The sequence below is a fragment of the Streptomyces sp. NPDC017979 genome, from assembly GCF_044328175.1.
Classification (GTDB): domain Bacteria; phylum Actinomycetota; class Actinomycetes; order Streptomycetales; family Streptomycetaceae; genus Streptomyces.
The window spans coordinates 670641-687948 of record NZ_JBIRGU010000001.1 but is presented as its reverse complement, the minus strand read 5'-3'; the positions used below and the strand labels follow the sequence as shown (position 1 = coordinate 687948).

Genomic DNA, 17308 nt, shown 5'->3' with positions numbered 1-17308 from the left:
GGTGCGGTGGCGTCGCTCATGCGCCAGCGAGTGTTGCGCGTCACATCCCCGCTTGTGAAGGGACGCGCAGGGATTGCTGGCGCACGGGCTACGTGCGCGCCCCTGGTTGTCTGGATCTCACTCCCTCCATTTTGTCGCTTCGTGAGCGTTTTGTTACGTATGTCGGTGGGCCGGCTGGGTGACCTTGTGCGCCGGTAGCGCCGTGTCGACGCCACCGTGTGCGCTTCGTCCACTTCAGTGGACCGGAATCGGTGTGATCGGTGTGATGATCGTGAAAGGTGGACCCATGGCCCAGGCCCGGACCTTCCAGACCTTCCGGTCCCGGACGCTGCGCTCCGTGGCCCTGCTGACCAGCTCGGTCCTCGCCGTGCCCGCGCTCGCCGGGTGCGGCGCCGACGAGGAGGAGCTGACCGGGCGGCCCGCGGCCCAGGACATCGCGCAGACCGTGCGCCAGAAGGTGGGCGAAGGCGGCACCCTGCGCTGGGCCGTCGACTCCATGCCGACCACGCTGAACGCCTTCCAGGCCGACGCCGACGCCGCCACCGCCCGGGTCGCGCAGGCCGTGCTGCCGGCGCTGTTCACCCTGGACCCCAAGGGCCGCCCGCAGCGCAACCCCGACTTCCTGGAGTCCGCCGAGGTCATCGAGCGCGAGCCCAAGCAGGTGGTGCTCTACAAGCTCAACCAGAAGGCGGTGTGGAGCGACGGCCGGGAGATCGGCGCACCCGACTTCGTCTCCCAGTGGCGGGCGCTCAGCGGCCAGAACACCGCCTTCTGGACCGCGCGCAACGCGGGGTACGACCGGATCGAGGAGATCCAGAAGGGCGCCAACGACCTGGAGGTCAGGGTCACCTTCAAGAAGCCGTACGCCGACTGGCGCTCCCTCTTCACCCCGCTGTACCCCAAGGACGTCACCGGCGCCCCGAACGCCTTCAACGACGGCGCGCGCAACACCATCAAGGCCACCGCCGGCCCCTTCATCCTGGGCGCGGTGGACCGCAAGAAGAAGGACGTCACCCTGGTCCGCAACCCCCGCTGGTGGGGCGACCAGCCCAAGCTGGACGCGCTGGTGCTCAGCGCCGTGCCCCGCAACAAGCGGGCCGGCGCGCTGGCCAGCGGAAAGGTCGACGTCGCCGAGGTCGACCGGGCGACCGCGGACCGCATCGCGCTGGCCGTGCGGAACAAGTCCACCGGCGGCCAGCAGCCCGGCCACGGCCCCGCCGCGGCCCAGACCCCCGCCAAGGCGCTCAAGTCCTGGGCGCTCGCCAACGGCTCCGACGAGGAGGCCGCGGAGATCGCGCAGGCCGCGCGGGAGCAGACCGCCGAGGCGATCGAACGGTACGCGGTCGAGCAGGCCGGGCTTCGCGGCTTCGCGGTCCGCAAGACCCTGGAGCCCGCGTACACCCAACTCGCCCTCAACGGCGAGTCCGGGCCGCTCGCCGACGACCGGGTGCGACGGGCCGTGGCACGGGCGCTGAACCGCAAGGAATTGGCCGAGATCGTCCTGCGCCCGCTGGGGCTGCCGGCGAATCCGCCCGGCAGCCACCTGGCGCTGGAGGGCCAGCGCGACTACACCGACAACAGCGGCGCGCTCGGCGAGCAGAACACCCAGGAGGCGCAGGCGCTGCTCGCGGACGCGGGCTGGACGCCCGGCGGCGCGGTCAAGAAGCCCGCACCGGCGAAGGCGGGCCCGAGCGGGTCCGCGTCGGCGTCCCCCTCCGAAGGCGCGGAGGAGTCGTCGGACGGGAAGGCCCCCGGACGGGAGACGGCAGCCGGCGCCGCGAAGAAGCGGCAGGAGGGGCCCTCCCAGGAGGGGCTGTACATCGTGGGCGACGAGGGGGCCGACGGCACGCGCGTCCTGGCGCCCGCGCCGGTGTCGTACGAGGACCTGTCCGTACAGCAGCGGGTGATGGCGGCGGACGCCGATGGCGCCCAGGGCGCCGACGGCGCCGACGGGAAGAAGGCGCCGGGCAAGGGCGCCGCCGGAGCGTACGCCCCGGCCGGCACCGCAGCGCCCGTCGCCGCGGGCGGACGCGTCGGCAAGGACGGCAAGGCGCTCACGCTGCGTTTCGTCCTGCCGTCGGGGCCCGGGTCCGACTCGTTGCGGGCGGTGGGCGAGCGGGTCGCCCAGATGCTGAAGCGGATCGGCGTCCAGACGCAGATCACCAAGGTCTCCGACGAGAGCTACTTCCGGGACCACATCGCCTCGGGCCAGTACGACCTCGCGCTGTACTCCTGGCCGGCCACCGCGTACCCCGCGACGGACGCCCGCCCGATCTACGCCAAGCCGGAACCCGCGAGCGACGGCTCCCTGCTGGTGGAGCAGAACTACACCCGCGTCGGTACGGACTACATCGACCAGCTCTTCGACCAGGCGGCGGGGGAGCTGGACGAGGACGAGGCGCGCGACCTGGTGCGCCGGACGGACGCGCGGATCTGGGCGGCGGCGGGCTCGATCCCGCTGTACCAGCGGCCGGAGCTGGTGGCGACGCGGCCGGCGGTGCTGAACGCGGGGGCGTTCGGCTTCGCGACGCCGCGGTTCCAGGACATCGGGTTCACGCCGGCGGCGGCGAAGAAGGCGGGTCCGCCGCCGGTGCTGCCGAAGCCGTCTCCGACGGGCGAGGCGGGCGCGGAATCCGAGGACGGGTCCTCGGAAGACGAGTAGCCCCGCCGCGCCGTAGCCCTGCGGGCTGGTGGTGGGCTGGTCGCGCAGTTCCCCGCGCCCCTGGACCTTCCCTCCGTTTCCCTGCGGGGCGCGACGGTCTCTGCGGGCCGGTGGGTGGCTTGTCGCGCAGTTCCCCGCGCCCCTGACTACCTCGCCGTGGTCGTGCTGGTGCGCTGGTCTCCGCGGGGAAACGGCGGGAACGTCCAAGGGCGGGGGCGCAAGGCCGCCCGGGGGACGGTGTTTCCCGGAGGAGGGGACGAGGACGCCCCTCCGGGCGGGTTACCTGGGGTAATCCGCCTGGGTGGGCGGGAAGCTCAGATGTCGCTCAAGGCGCTTGCTCGGGGGCGCGGCGGGCGGGAGGATCGGGGCCGGGGGTGGACCGGGAGGCCCCGGATCGCGCGGGCCCGTACCATGGGACGAGCCGTGGGCGTTCGCCCCGGCGGGCGTCAGAGGAAGCGCAGCCCTTCACGAACGCCGCATCCCACGATCGAGAGAAGCGCCAGCCAGCATGCCCACCCGCTCCGATATCCGCAACGTCGCCATCGTCGCCCACGTCGACCACGGCAAGACCACGCTCGTCGACGCCATGCTGAAGCAGGCCGGCGCCTTCGCCGCGCACCAGCAGGTCGACGACCGGGTCATGGACTCGAACGACCTGGAGCGTGAGAAGGGCATCACGATCCTCGCCAAGAACACGGCGGTGAAGTACCACCCGAAGGACGGCGGCGCCCCCGTCACGATCAACATCATCGACACCCCCGGCCACGCCGACTTCGGCGGCGAGGTCGAGCGCGGCCTGTCCATGGTCGACGCCGTCGTGCTGCTGGTGGACGCCTCCGAGGGCCCCCTCCCGCAGACCCGGTTCGTCCTGCGCAAGGCGCTCCAGGCCCGGATGCCGGTCATCCTCTGCATCAACAAGACCGACCGCCCGGACTCCCGCATCGACGAGGTCGTCAACGAGACCTACGACCTCTTCCTCGACCTGGACGCCGACGAGGACCAGATCGAGTTCCCGATCGTCTACGCGTGCGCCCGTGACGGCGTCGCCTCGCTCACCAAGCCCGCCGACGGCACGGTCCCGGCCGACAGCGACAGCCTGGAGCCCTTCTTCTCCACCCTGCTGGAGTACGTCCCGGCTCCCGACTTCGACGAGTCCGCCCCGCTCCAGGCGCACGTCACCAACCTGGACGCGGACAACTTCCTCGGCCGCATCGCCCTGCTGCGGGTCGAGCAGGGCGAGCTGCGCAAGGGCCAGAACGTGGCCTGGATCAAGCGCGACGGCTCCATCTCCAACGTCCGCATCAGCGAGCTGATGATGACCGAGGCGCTCACCCGCAAGCCCGCCGAGGTCGCCGGCCCCGGTGACATCTGCGCGGTCGCCGGCATCCCGGACATCATGATCGGCGAGACCCTGGCCGACCCGGAGAACCCGATCGCGCTGCCGCTGATCACGGTCGACGAGCCGGCGATCTCCATGACCGTCGGTACGAACACCTCGCCGCTCGTCGGCCGCGGAGGCACCGGCAAGGGCGCCGACAACAAGGCCGCGGTCAAGGACCGCAAGGTCACCGCGCGCCAGGTCAAGGACCGTCTCGACCGCGAACTGGTCGGCAACGTCTCCCTCCGCGTCCTGGAGACCGAGCGCCCGGACGCCTGGGAGGTGCAGGGCCGCGGTGAGCTGGCGCTGGCGATCCTGGTCGAGCAGATGCGCCGGGAGGGCTTCGAGCTCACCATCGGCAAGCCGCAGGTCGTCACCAAGGAGGTCGACGGCAAGGTCCACGAGCCCGTCGAGCGGATGACGATCGACGTGCCCGAGGAGCACATGGGCGCGGTCACCCAGCTCATGGGCGTCCGCAAGGGCCGGATGGACAACATGTCCAACCACGGTTCCGGCTGGGTGCGCATGGAGTTCGTCGTGCCCTCCCGGGGTCTGATCGGGTTCCGCACGGAGTTCCTCACGAACACCCGCGGCACCGGCATCGCCCACTCCATCCACGAGGGCCACGAGCCCTGGTTCGGCACCCTCACGACCCGCAACAACGGTTCGCTGGTCGCCGACCGCTCGGGTGCCGTGACGGCCTTCGCGATGACCAACCTCCAGGAGCGCGGCGTCCTGTTCACGGAGCCGGGCACCGAGGTGTACGAGGGCATGATCGTCGGTGAGAACTCGCGCTCCGACGACATGGACGTGAACATCACCAAGGAGAAGAAGCTCACCAACATGCGCTCCTCCTCCGCCGACTCCTTCGAGGCGATCGTGCCGCCGCGCAAGCTCTCGCTGGAGCAGTCGCTGGAGTTCTGCCGGGACGACGAGTGCGTCGAGGTGACCCCGGAGGCCGTGCGCATCCGCAAGGTGAACCTGGACGCCCGGGAGCGCGCCCGCGCGGCCTCCCGCGCCAAGCACGGCTGATTTTCTCCCCCGCCGGCCGACCCCGCCGGGCCGTACCAGGCCCGGCAACTCGGCTGTAAGCGGCGTAACGGACATATAGCAACAAAGTAAACGGCCCGGACGGCCCCGCAAGTTGGGGGCGTCCGGGCCGTTTGCTGATGTCCGGGGGGTGGAAGACTCGGTGACTGAAGCCCGATCAGAGGATCGGCGTCAACAGGTTTTCGTACCCCGGCCGTCCGACTATCGGGCGTAGCTCACCGGAAACCTGTATTAACAGTCCGTTTCGGGGGTGTCTGTCTGCGATCCCTTTGTCCGAATTTTGGGCCTCAAGGGCTGACTGATGTTGCCAAAACGAGATGCTTTAAGTGTGGTTTACGGCGTGAACTTACCCAATAGTTGGCTTCACTGAGCTCGGGTCAACGGGTCATGCGCTGTGGGGAGCGCCGACTCACGAGCACACTCGGGGCACTTGAGTGCGATCGCCGTCAGGGGTGTCGGCGTACCGCGTAACTCGACGTGTCCCTTATGCAGTGACAAGTGAACTCATGAGGAGGACCCCATGCGTGGTGCCATAAGCGCCGAATGGGTCGTGCGTGCGATAGTGATCCCCATGGGGGCTGAGCGATCGTGACGAGCTCAGCGCACACCAAGGACGCACAGACGTCCGTGGTCCTGGACGACGCGGAGATCGAGCCCAAGAGCCCGGCGCCGCAGACGAAGGACCCCGTCGGGCTCTCGCCCGGCCAGCTCATGTGGCGACGGTTCAAGCGCGACCGCGTCGGGGTCACCTCCGCGTGCATCGTGATCTTCTTCTTCGTGATCGCCGCCCTCGCGCCCGTGATCGCCAAGGTGTACGGCAAGAACCCGTACGAGCTCTACGGGCAGGACAATCCCGAGCTGCTCGACGAGTTCAGCATCCCGACCGGAACCTTCGGCGGGGTCACCGGCGACCACTGGTTCGGCATCGAGCCCATCCTGGGCCGCGACGTGTTCACCCAGTTGCTGTACGGCATGCGCACCTCGATCTACACCGCGCTCGCGGCGACGATCGTGATGGTGACGGTCGGCGTGCTGATCGGCCTGGTCGGCGGATACTTCGGCGGGAAGATCGACTACTGGCTCGGCCGGTTCACCGACTTCCTGCTGGGCTTCCCCAGCCAGCTGTTCTTCATCGCCTCCATGCCCGTCATCACGGCTGCGTTCGTCAGCCCCGAGGACGCCACTCCCACCTGGTTGCGTGCCACCGCGATCATCGTGGTGCTCTCGTTCCTCGGCTGGATGGGCCTGTCCCGTCTGATCCGGGCCGCGTCCCTCTCCCTGCGCGAGCGGGAGTTCGTGGAGGCTGCCAAGGTCGCGGGGGCTTCGCCCTGGCGGATCATCCGCAAGGAACTGCTGCCCAACCTGGTCACACCGATTCTCGTGCAGGCCACCCTGATGCTGCCCGCCACGATTCTCTCGGTGGCCTTCCTCTCCTACGTGGGTGTCGGGTTCGTCGAGCCCACTCCTGACTGGGGCCGGATGTTCGCCAATGGTGCGGACGTCTACGAGCAGGACCCGGCGTACATGTTCTTCCCGGGTATCGCGATGGTCGTCTTCGTCGTGTCCTTCAACCTGCTGGGCGACTCGGTACGGGACGCCTTCGACCCCAAGTCGGGACGCTGACCCTCCCACTGCGGACAGTTTGCCGCTCAGGCTCCGGTGCCGACCGGTCGAACGGTCGGCGCTGTTGGATCACTACGGACAGATAGGTCTCATCACCATGAGCATCTTTGGCACGCGCAAGGCGCGCGCTGTCGTCGTCGCCCTGGCGGCGGGCTCGCTGGCCCTCACCGGCTGCGGCAGCAACGACGGCGGCGACTCCAAGGACAAGGGCAAGAGCAAGGAGGACGCGGCCAAGCAGTCCGCGGCCGTCAGCTTCGGTGACGCCAAGGCGTCCACCGGCCCCGCGACCCCGATTCCGGGTGCCAAGCCCGGCGGCACCATCGCCATCTACCAGGCGGACGACTTCTCCCACCTGGACCCGGCGCAGAGCTACGTCAGCGACGCGCGTCTGCTGGGCCGTCTGATGCACCGCGGTCTGACCCAGTACCAGGAGGACGAGACCGGCAAGCTGACGGTCGTCGGTGACATCGCCACCGACTCCGGCTCCAGCAGCGACGGCGGCAAGACCTGGAAGTTCACGCTGAAGGACGGCGTCAAGGACTCGGCGGGCAACGTCATCACGTCCGAGGACGTCCGCCACACCATCGAGCGCATGTACGCGCCGTTCATCACCGACGGCCCGCTCTACATCCAGCAGTGGCTCTCCGGCGAGGGCACCACCTACCGCAAGGCGCTCCCGGACGGCCCGTACAAGGGCGCCAAGCTGCCGGACGACGTCCTGGAGACCCCGGACGCCAAGACCGTCATCTTCAAGTTCAAGACGGCGCAGCCGGACCTGCCGCAGGCGCTGGCGATGACCGGCTACTCCATCGTCCCCAAGAAGGCGGACACCAAGGAGAAGTACGACACCGCGCCGGTCTCCCTCGGCCCGTACACCTTCGACGTCGCCAACTTCAAGCCGGGCAAGTCCGCGAAGCTGGTCAAGAACCCGAACTGGGACCCGAAGACCGACTCGGTCCGCCACCAGTACGTGGACGGCTTCAACGTCTCCTTCAACCAGGACGACGAGGCCCAGACCAAGGCGATCCACTCGGACCGCGGCGAGGCGGCCAACGCCATCCAACTGACCGGCACGGTCGCCACGACCCAGGTCCGCAACGTCATGTCGGACGCCAAGGCCAAGGCCCGCACGATCCAGGGCTACCAGCCCTACGTCTGGCAGCTGAACTTCAACCTCGACCGGATGAAGGACAAGAAGGTCCGCGACGCCATCACCCTGGCGATGCCGAACCAGAACATCTTCCAGCCGGACGGCGGTGCCTACGGCGGCGAGGTCGCCACCGGTCTGCTCGCCCCGACGCTGCCGGGCTTCGAGAAGGACTACGACCCGTTCGGCAAGGCCAAGAAGCCGAACGGTGACATCGAGGCCGCCAAGAAGCTGATCAAGGAGGCGAACGCCGAGGGCCTGAAGGTCACCTACGCGTACGCCAACACCCCCAAGCGTCAGCAGCAGTCGGTCGTCATCGAGAACGCTCTGAAGAAGATCGGTCTCAACGTCCAGAAGAAGGAGATCGACGGCGCCACCTGGTACGAGCAGGTCGGCAAGGTCAACAACGGTCTCGACCTCTACATGACCGGCTGGGGCCAGGACTGGCCGGCGGCGTCCACCGTGATCCCGCCGCTGTACGACGGCAAGCAGCTGCAGGACGGCTCCTCGGTCTACTCCCACATCAATGACCCCAAGGTCAACGATGAGATCGCCCGGATCAAGAAGATCACGGACCCGGCCGAGGCCCAGAAGGCGTGGACCGCGCTGCACCACGACATCGTGGAGCGCATCAACCCGGCGGCGCCGCTCTACTTCACCCGGTCGCTGCAGATCCAGGGCTCGAACGTCGGCGGAGCGCGTTACTCCAACGAGCTGAGCGCGATCGACGTGACGCGCCTCTACCTCAAGAAGTAACCACCACCGCTCAGCGCGCGGGCCGGCTCCGGGGGGTGCACACAACAGTGCGGCACCCCCCGGAGCGCGGGCCCTCCCGTTCGTACCCCCCAAAGCCGCCGTCCTGAGAGCAGCGACCAGCCATGCTTCAATTCATCATTCGTCGGACGCTTGGCGCTGGCCTGATCCTCTTTCTGATCAGCGCGTTCACGTTCTTCATGTTCTTCGCCATCCCACAGGATCCAGCTCTGCTGGCGTGCGGAAAGAACTGCACCCCCGACGCTCTTGAGGTCATCCACAAGAACCTTGGCCTCGACGACCCGGTGCCCGTGCAGTTCTGGAACTACGTGGTCGGGATCTTCGCCGGTCGTGACTTCGCCGTCGGTCACTGCTCGGCCCCCTGCTTCGGCGTCTCCTTCGACAACCAGCAGATGGTCTGGGACACGATCCTCGACCGCCTCCCGCTGACCATCTCGCTCTCGGCCGGTGGCCTCCTGGTCTTCCTGACCGTCGGCCTGGGCGCCGGCATGATCGCCGCCGCGCGCCGCGGCACCGCGGTCGACAAGTTCTTCAGCGGCAGCTCGCTCGTCCTGTCCTCCCTGCAGATCTACTTCCTCGGCCCCGTCGTGATGGGCATCTTCGTCTACAGCAGCGGTCTGCTGGACAAGCCCGCGTACGTGCCGTTCTCCGAGGACATCGGCGGCTGGTTCATGGGCCTGCTGATCCCCTGGTGCGTGATGTCGGTCATCTTCACCGCCAACTACACGCGTATGTCCCGCTCGACGATGATCGAGCAGCTCCAGGAGGAGCACGTGCGCGCCGCCCGGGCCAAGGGCATGTCGAGCAAGTACGTCTTCTTCCGCTACGCCTGGCGCGGTTCGCTCACCCCGATCGTCACCATCCTCGGCATCGACCTCGGCGCGCTCTTCGGCGGCGCCATGGTCACCGAGCTCACCTTCGGCCTCGCCGGCCTCGGTCGGCTGGCGCGCGACTCGGTCATCGACAAGGACCTGCCGCTCACCATGGGCGTGATGATCTTCAGCGCCGCCCTGATCCTCTTCTTCAACATCATCGTGGACGCCTTGTACGCCCTCATCGACCCGCGCGTGCGCCTGTCCTAGGAGAACGACCGTGACCACTCTCACCAAGACCGAAGGTGCTCCGGCTCCGAACGACTCGAAGCCGTTCCTCTCGGTGCGCGACCTGAGTGTCCAGTTCTCCACCGAGGACGGCGTCGTCAAGGCGGTGGACGGGCTCTCGTTCGACCTCCAGCGCGGCAAGACGCTCGGCATCGTCGGCGAGTCCGGTTCCGGCAAGTCGGTGACCAACCTGACGATCCTGGGCCTGCACAACCCGAAGAACACCACCATCGGCGGCTCCATCGAGCTCGAAGGCCAGGACCTGACGAACGCGTCGGAGAAGCAGCTCGAAACGCTGCGCGGCAACAAGATGGCGATGATCTTCCAGGACGCGCTGACCGCCCTGTCGCCGTACTACACGATCGGCCGGCAGATCTCGGAGCCGTTCCGCAAGCACACCGGCGCGAGCAAGAAGGAGGCCCGGGACCGGGCCATCGAGATGCTCGGCAAGGTCGGCATCCCCGACCCCAAGGCCCGGGTGGACGACTACCCGCACCAGTTCTCCGGCGGCATGCGCCAGCGCGCGATGATCGCCATGTCCCTGGTGTGCAACCCGCAGCTGCTGATCGCCGACGAGCCGACCACCGCGCTCGACGTGACGGTCCAGGCGCAGATCCTCGACCTGCTCAAGGACCTCCAGCAGGAGTTCGGCTCCGCGATCATCCTGATCACCCACGACCTGGGCGTGGTCGCGAACACCGCCGACGACCTGCTGGTGATGTACGCAGGGCGGGCCGTGGAGCGGGGCTCCGTGCGCGAAGTGCTCAAGGAGCCGCAGCACCCCTACACCTGGGGTCTGCTCGGGTCGATGCCGCGCCTTTCGGCGGGCGTGGACGAGCCGCTCCAGCCCATCCCGGGCTCGCCGCCCAGCCTGCTCAACCCGCCGACCGGCTGCCCGTTCAACCCGCGGTGCGCCCACGTCGACCTGGTGGCCGGCGGTCGGTGCACGAGCGAGCGTCCGCCGCTGCCGGACGGGCGCGCCGCCGCGTGCCACATCCCGGCGGACGCGCGGCAGCAGGTTTTCATCGAGAGGATTCAGCCCCGCCTGGGCTGACTGACCCGGCGACTGGGGTATGACCATGAGCGAGAACACCAAGACCACGGCGGCGACCGACGCGTCCCCGCAGCAGCGCAACCGGACCTCGTCCGAGCCGCTGATGCAGGTGCAGGGGCTGACCAAGCACTTCCCCATCAAGGGCGGCTTCCCGATCAAACGGGTCGTGGGCGCGGTCCAGGCCGTCGACGACGTCAGCCTGGACATCTACCCGGCCGAGAGCCTCGGCCTGGTGGGCGAGTCGGGCTGCGGCAAGTCGACCACCGGTCGACTGCTGACCCGTCTGCTGGAGCCCACCGGCGGCAAGATCAGCTACCAGGGCCGGGACATCACGCACGCGAGCCGCAAGCAGCTCGCGCCGATCCGGTCCGAGATCCAGATGATCTTCCAGGACCCGTACGCCTCGCTGAACCCGCGGCAGACGGTCGGCACGATCATCTCCAGCCCGATGGAGATCAACGGGATCAACCCGACCGGCGGCCGGGAGAAGCGGGTCCGCGAGCTCATGGAGTTCGTCGGGCTCAACCCGGAGCACTTCAACCGCTTCCCGCACGAGTTCTCCGGCGGTCAGCGCCAGCGCATCGGCGTGGCCCGGGCGCTCGCCCTGGAGCCGAAGCTGATCGTGGCGGACGAGCCCGTCTCGGCGCTGGACGTCTCCATCCAGGCGCAGGTGGTGAACCTGCTCCAGGACCTCCAGCGGGACCTGGGCATCGCGTTCGTGTTCATCGCGCACGACCTGGCCGTGGTGCGGCACTTCTCGCAGCGCGTCGCGGTGATGTACCTGGGCAAGGTGGTGGAGGTCGCCGACCGCGACTCCCTCTACAACCGGCCGCGTCACCCGTACACCCACGCGCTGCTGTCGGCGGTGCCGGAGGTGGACGTCGACGGTGACAAGAAGGAGCGCATCCGCCTCGCCGGCGACGTGCCGTCGCCGATCGCACCGCCGTCCGGCTGCCGGTTCCGCACCCGGTGCTGGAAGGCGCAGGACAAGTGCGCGACGGAGGCGCCGCCGCTGGTGCAGTTGGACGGGAACAGGGACGGGCACCTGACCGCGTGCCACTTCCCGGAGGACCCGTCGACGGAGGCGCGCGCGGAGGACATCGTGCTGGACCCGGCGCTTGCGGCGCTGGAGGACGAGCAGAAGTAGCTCGCCGACGCGGTTTGTTTCGGCCCGGCCCCGGGCGCCCTTGCCGGCGCGCCCGGGGCCGCGCTGTGCCCTCCGGGCGGGTCGGCGAGTTCACTGCGGGTCGCGTGACGGCGTCGCTGCCCCCTTGCGCGTGTGGCTTCCCGTGCCCTCGGCCCCGACGCCCCTGGACGTACTCGCCGTTTCCCTGCGGGGCGGCACGCTGGTCTCTGCGGCCCGGTGGGTGGTTTGTCGCGCAGTTCCCCGCGCCCCTGATTGCCCACGCCCTGCGGGCGTAGGGCAACACGTGCCCGACCCGCAGGTGGTCGACAAGGGCAGCAGAGGCGCTGGGGTCCCCCCCCATGCCCTCCGGGCGTAGGGGGCGGAACTGCGCACAAGCCACCACCGGCCCGCGGAGACCAGCGCACCGGCACGACCACGGCGAGGTAGTCAGGGGCGCGGGGAACTGCGCGACCAGCCACCCACCGGCCCGCAGAGACCATCGTGCCCCGTGGGGAAACGGTGGGAAGGTCCAGGGGCGCGGGGAACTGCGCGACCAGTCACCCGCCGGCCCGCGGAGACCAACGCACCCGCAGAGAAGCGGCGGGTACGTCAGAGGGGCCGGGGCCCTGCACCCGGAGGGCACAGGGGGCGTGGGGAACTGCGCCACCAGCCACCCACCGGCCCGCAGAGCCCAACGCACCCGCGGGGAATCGGCGACGGTGTCGTGGGCGTCCCGCAGGGGGAAAACTGGTTGCTGGCGGATCGCGCCCGCGCTCACAGTGGGGGCATGGACGCGCATTCCGTACGGCCCGCAACGCTCGACGACGCCGCGCTCGTCACCGACCTCCTCAACGCCGTCGACGTGCTCGAAGTCGGGCGGCCCGAGACCGACCTCGTCTCCGTGCGGGCCGACCTGTCGCACCCGGACGCCGACCTGCCGCGCAATTCCTGGCTGGGGTTCGTCGGCGACGAGCTGGTGGTGTACGGGCTGCTGTGGGACGACTCCGACGCCGAGCGCATCGACATGGACCAGTACGGGCTGCCGGAGCACCAGGACCTCGCCGAAGAGGTCATGGCGCTCATGGAGGCGCGGGCCGTCGAGAAGGCCGGGGAGAACGGCGCGGAGCGGGCCGTGGTGCACCTCAGCGTGAACGTGAACCCGACGCTGGACCTCGCCATGCTCGGCCGCCGCGGCTGGAAGCCGGTCCGCCGCTACTACGTGATGACCCGCCGGCTCGCCCCGGACGCGGACCCGCAGCCCACCCCGCCGCCCGGGCTGACCCTGCGGGACTGTCGGGACGAGGCCGACCGCCGCACCGCGCACGCGCTGCTCCAGGAGACCTTCGCCGACCACTACGACCACCAGGACCGCTCGTACGAGCAGTGGCTCGACGACCTCGGCGAGCTGGTCGACTGGTCGATGCTGTGGATCGCCGCGCTGGACGGCGAGGACGTCGCCGCCCTCGTCACGTCCAACCACCGCAAGGCCCACGCCTGGATCAACGCCCTGGGCGTGCGCCGACAGGTGCGCGGCAAGGGCGTCGGGGGCTTCCTGTTGCGGCACGCCTTCGCGACGTACGCCGCACTCGGCCGCGACCAGATCGGTCTCGGCGTGGACACCGACAACGAGAGCGGCGCGCTGCGGCTGTACGAGGCGCACGGCATGGGTCAGTACTTCGCGGTGGACACCTGGGAGGTCACCCTGCCCGTGCGGGGGACGTGACACCTCCACCGTTCGGGTGAGCTGACATGCGGTCCACCCCGTTATGCGGTGATATTCGGTCCTAGACGAGGCGGAGTCCAGGACCGAGGAGGCACCGGATGCGGGGAGCCGCGCACGCCAGCAGGATCGTCGCCGCGGCGGTCGTCACCCTCGCGGCGACGACCCTGACGGCCTGCGGCGGCGGCGCGGAGGACCTCGGCAGCGGACCGGACGGCGTCGTCCGCTCCTCCTGGGGCGACCCGCAGAACCCCCTGGAGCCCGCCAACACCAATGAGGTGCAGGGCGGCAAGGCCCTCGACCTGCTCTTCCGCGGTCTCAAGCGGTACGACCCGAAGACCGGCCGCGCCGACGACATGCTCGCGGAGAAGATCGAGACCACCGACTCGACCACCTTCTTCGTCACCGTGAAGGACGGCTGGACCTTCAGCAACGGCGAGAAGGTCACCGCCCGCTCCTTCGTGGACGCCTGGAACTACGGCGCGTACCTCAAGAACAACCAGAAGAACGCGTACTTCTTCGGCTACATCGAGGGGTACGACCAGGTCCACCCGGCCAGCGGCGAACCCACCGCCACCACCCTGTCCGGGCTGACCGTCACCGGTGAGCGCACCTTCACCGTCAAGCTCAGCCAGAAGTTCTCCACCTGGCCCGACACCCTCGGCTACAACGCCTTCGCCCCGCTGCCCAGGTCCTTCTACGACGACCACGCCGGCTGGCTCGCCAAACCCGTCGGCAACGGCCCGTACGCCGTGAAGTCGTACGTCCGCGGATCCCAGATGTCCCTGCGCCGCTGGGACGGCTACCCCGGCCCCGACAAGGCCGTCAACGGCGGCGTCGACCTACGGGTCTACACCGACAACAACACCGCCTACACCGACCTCGTCGCCGGCAACCTCGACCTCGTCGACGACGTCCCCGCCGCCCAACTGCGCAACGTCAAGAAGGACCTGGGGGACCGCTACATCAACACCCCGGCCGGCATCATCCAGACGCTGGCCTTCCCCTTCTACGACGCGCGGTGGAACACCCCGCAGGGCAACAAGATGCGCACCGGCCTGTCCATGGCCATCAACCGCGCCGAGATCACCTCCCGGATCTTCCGCGGCACCCGCACCCCCGCCAAGGACTGGACGTCCCCCGTCCTCGGCGTCGAGGGCGGCTTCAGCGAGACGCTCTGCGGCGACGCCTGCACCTACGACCCCGCCCGGGCCAAGAAGCTGGTCGCCGAGGGCGGCGGCATCCCCGGCGGCACGATGAAGATCTCGTACAACTCCGACACCGGCTCCCACAAGGAGTGGGTCGACGCCGTCTGCAACAGCATCAACAACGCGCTCGGCAACGACCGCGCCTGCGTCGGCAACCCCATCGGCACCTTCGCCGACTTCCGCAACCAGATCACCCAGTCCAAGATGAGCGGCCCCTTCCGGGCCGGCTGGCAGATGGACTACCCCCTCATCCAGAACTTCCTCCAGCCGCTCTACTACACCGGCGCCTCCTCCAACGACGGCAAGTGGAGCAACGAGGACTTCGACCGGCTGGTGGACGAGGCCAACGCCGAGTCCGACACCGCCAGGGCCGTCCAGACCTTCCAACGGGCCGAGGAGGTGGTCCGGGACCAGATGGCCGCCATCCCGCTCTGGTACCAGAACGGCAGCGCCGGCTACTCCCCGCGCGTCTCGAACGTCGCGCTCAACCCCTTCAGTGTCCCGGTCTACAACCAGATCAAGGTCGCCTGACGGCGCCGCCTCGGGAGCCCCCATGGGACGTTACGTGATCCGGCGTCTGCTCCAGATGATCCCGGTCTTCTTCGGCACCACCCTGCTGATCTTCCTCATGGTCAACGTGATGGGCGACCCCATCGCCGGACTCTGCGGCCAGATCCAGTGCGACCCGGCGACCACCGCCCAACTCCGGGCCCAGTACGGCCTCGACAAGCCCCTGTGGCAGCAATACCTGAACTACATGGGCCACGTCTTCACCGGGGACTTCGGGACCGCCTTCAACGGGCAGCCCGTCACCGAACTGATGAGGAACGCCTTCCCCGTCACCATCCGGCTCACCCTGGTCGCCATCGCCTTCGAGATCGTCATCGGCATCACCCTCGGCGTGCTCACCGGACTGCGCCGCGGCCGGCCCGTCGACACCGGGGTGCTGCTGCTCACCCTCGTGGTGATCTCCGTGCCGACCTTCGTCACCGGGCTGCTGCTGCAACTCCTGCTGGGCGTCGAGTGGGGCGTCATCAAGCCCGCCGTCTCACCCGGGGCGCCGCTCGACGAACTCATCGTGCCCGGCCTGGTGCTCGCCTCCGTCTCCCTCGCGTACGTCACCCGGCTCACCCGCACCTCGATCGCCGAGAACGCCCGCTCCGACTACGTGCGCACCGCCAAGGCCAAGGGGCTGCCGCGGCACCGGGTCGTCACCCACCACCTGCTGCGCAACTCCCTCATCCCGGTCGTCACCTTCATCGGCACCGACATCGGCGCCCTGATGGGCGGTGCCATCGTCACCGAGCGCATCTTCAACATCCACGGCGTCGGCTACCAGCTCTACCAGGGCATCGTGCGCCAGAACACCCAGACCGTGGTCGGCTTCGTGACCGTGCTGGTGCTGGTCTTCCTGCTCGCCAACCTGCTCGTCGACCTGCTGTACGCCGTACTCGACCCGAGGATCCGCTATGCCTGAGCAGCCCCCCGAGCGGTTCGACGAAGGCGGGGCCATCGCGCCGACCGGCGCGGGCGGCACCATGGACCTCGCCACGGCCGAAGGCGCCACCCTGGAGAAGACTCCAGGAGGGCCGCTGGGCACCGGACCCGCCGGCAAGCCCCGCAGCCTGTGGTCCGACGCCTGGCGCGACCTGCGCCGCAACCCCGTCTTCATCGTCTCCGCGCTGATCATCCTCTTCCTCGTCGTGATCGCGATCTGGCCGCAGGCCATCACCTCCGAAAGCCCCCTCGACTGCGACCTCGCCAAGTCCCAGGAGGGCTCCCAGCCCGGCCACCCCTTCGGCTTCGACGGCCAGGGCTGCGACGTCTACACCCGCACCGTGTACGGCGCCCGGGCGTCGGTCACCGTCGGCGTCTGCGCCACCCTCGGCGTCGCCCTCCTCGGCTCCGTCCTCGGCGGCCTCGCCGGCTACTTCGGCGGCGCCGGCGACGCCCTGCTGTCCCGGCTCACCGACATCTTCTTCGGCATCCCGGTGATCCTCGGCGGCCTCGTCCTGCTCTCCGTCGTCACCAGCACCACCGTCTGGCCGGTGATCGGCTTCATGGTGCTGCTCGGCTGGCCGCAGATCTCCCGGATCGCCCGCGGTTCGGTCATCACCGCCAAGCAGAACGACTACGTGCAGGCCGCCCGCGCCCTCGGCGCCGCCAACTCCCGCATCCTGCTGCGCCACATCGCGCCCAACGCCGTCGCGCCCGTCATCGTCGTCGCCACCATCGCCCTGGGCACGTACATCTCCCTGGAGGCGACCCTGTCCTACCTGGGCGTCGGCCTCAAACCGCCCACCGTCTCCTGGGGCATCGACATCTCGGCCGCCTCCCCCTACATCCGCAACGCCCCGCACATGCTGCTGTGGCCCGCCGGCGCGCTGGCGATCACCGTGCTGGCGTTCATCATGCTCGGCGACGCGGTGCGCGACGCCCTCGACCCCAAGCTGCGCTGAGGAGTGC

The 17308-nt window shown here is 69.2% G+C and carries 11 protein-coding genes; all 11 read left to right on the top strand.

All coding sequences use genetic code 11. The annotated features are described in order from the left end of the window. Positions 1-286 precede the first annotated feature (286 nt). Positions 287-2662: an ABC transporter family substrate-binding protein gene (locus ACH4E8_RS02895; protein WP_398443706.1), complete on the top strand. Its 2376-nt coding sequence runs from the start codon at positions 287-289 to the stop codon at positions 2660-2662. 508 nt (positions 2663-3170) lie between these two features. Continuing rightward, positions 3171-5072 (top strand): translational GTPase TypA, encoded by a 1902-nt coding sequence (gene typA / locus ACH4E8_RS02890; RefSeq protein WP_398443704.1) that lies wholly within the window; start codon positions 3171-3173, stop codon positions 5070-5072. Positions 5073-5678: 606 nt separating this feature from the next. Further along, entirely contained in the window at positions 5679-6713 is a 1035-nt protein-coding gene (locus tag ACH4E8_RS02885; protein ID WP_398443702.1) for an ABC transporter permease, read from the top strand. 97 nt (positions 6714-6810) lie between these two features. Further along, on the top strand, positions 6811-8616 hold the full coding sequence (locus ACH4E8_RS02880; protein ID WP_398443700.1) for an ABC transporter substrate-binding protein: 1806 nt from the start codon (positions 6811-6813) through the stop codon (positions 8614-8616). 122 nt (positions 8617-8738) lie between these two features. Then, positions 8739-9716, top strand: a complete 978-nt coding sequence (locus ACH4E8_RS02875; protein WP_361961455.1) for an ABC transporter permease — start codon at positions 8739-8741, stop codon at positions 9714-9716. Positions 9717-9726: 10 nt separating this feature from the next. Beyond that, positions 9727-10788 carry an ABC transporter ATP-binding protein gene (locus ACH4E8_RS02870; protein WP_398443698.1) on the top strand — a complete coding sequence of 354 codons (1062 nt, stop codon included), beginning with the start codon at positions 9727-9729 and terminating at the stop codon, positions 10786-10788. Positions 10789-10813: 25 nt separating this feature from the next. After that, positions 10814-11935, top strand: coding sequence for an ABC transporter ATP-binding protein (locus ACH4E8_RS02865; protein WP_398443696.1), 1122 nt, complete (start codon positions 10814-10816; stop codon positions 11933-11935). Positions 11936-12701: 766 nt separating this feature from the next. After that, positions 12702-13637: a GNAT family N-acetyltransferase gene (locus tag ACH4E8_RS02860; RefSeq protein WP_398443694.1), complete on the top strand. Its 936-nt coding sequence runs from the start codon at positions 12702-12704 to the stop codon at positions 13635-13637. Between the two features lie 98 nt (positions 13638-13735). Beyond that, positions 13736-15373, top strand: coding sequence for an ABC transporter substrate-binding protein (locus tag ACH4E8_RS02855; RefSeq protein ID WP_398443692.1), 1638 nt, complete (start codon positions 13736-13738; stop codon positions 15371-15373). A 22-nt stretch (positions 15374-15395) separates the two neighbouring features. Next, positions 15396-16319 carry an ABC transporter permease gene (locus ACH4E8_RS02850; protein WP_398443690.1) on the top strand — a complete coding sequence of 308 codons (924 nt, stop codon included), beginning with the start codon at positions 15396-15398 and terminating at the stop codon, positions 16317-16319. Beyond that, a complete protein-coding gene (locus ACH4E8_RS02845; RefSeq protein WP_398443688.1) occupies positions 16312-17301 on the top strand; it encodes an ABC transporter permease in 990 nt (329 codons plus the stop codon). Before ACH4E8_RS02850 ends, ACH4E8_RS02845 begins: the two co-directional genes overlap by 8 nt. Positions 17302-17308: the final 7 nt, after the last annotated feature.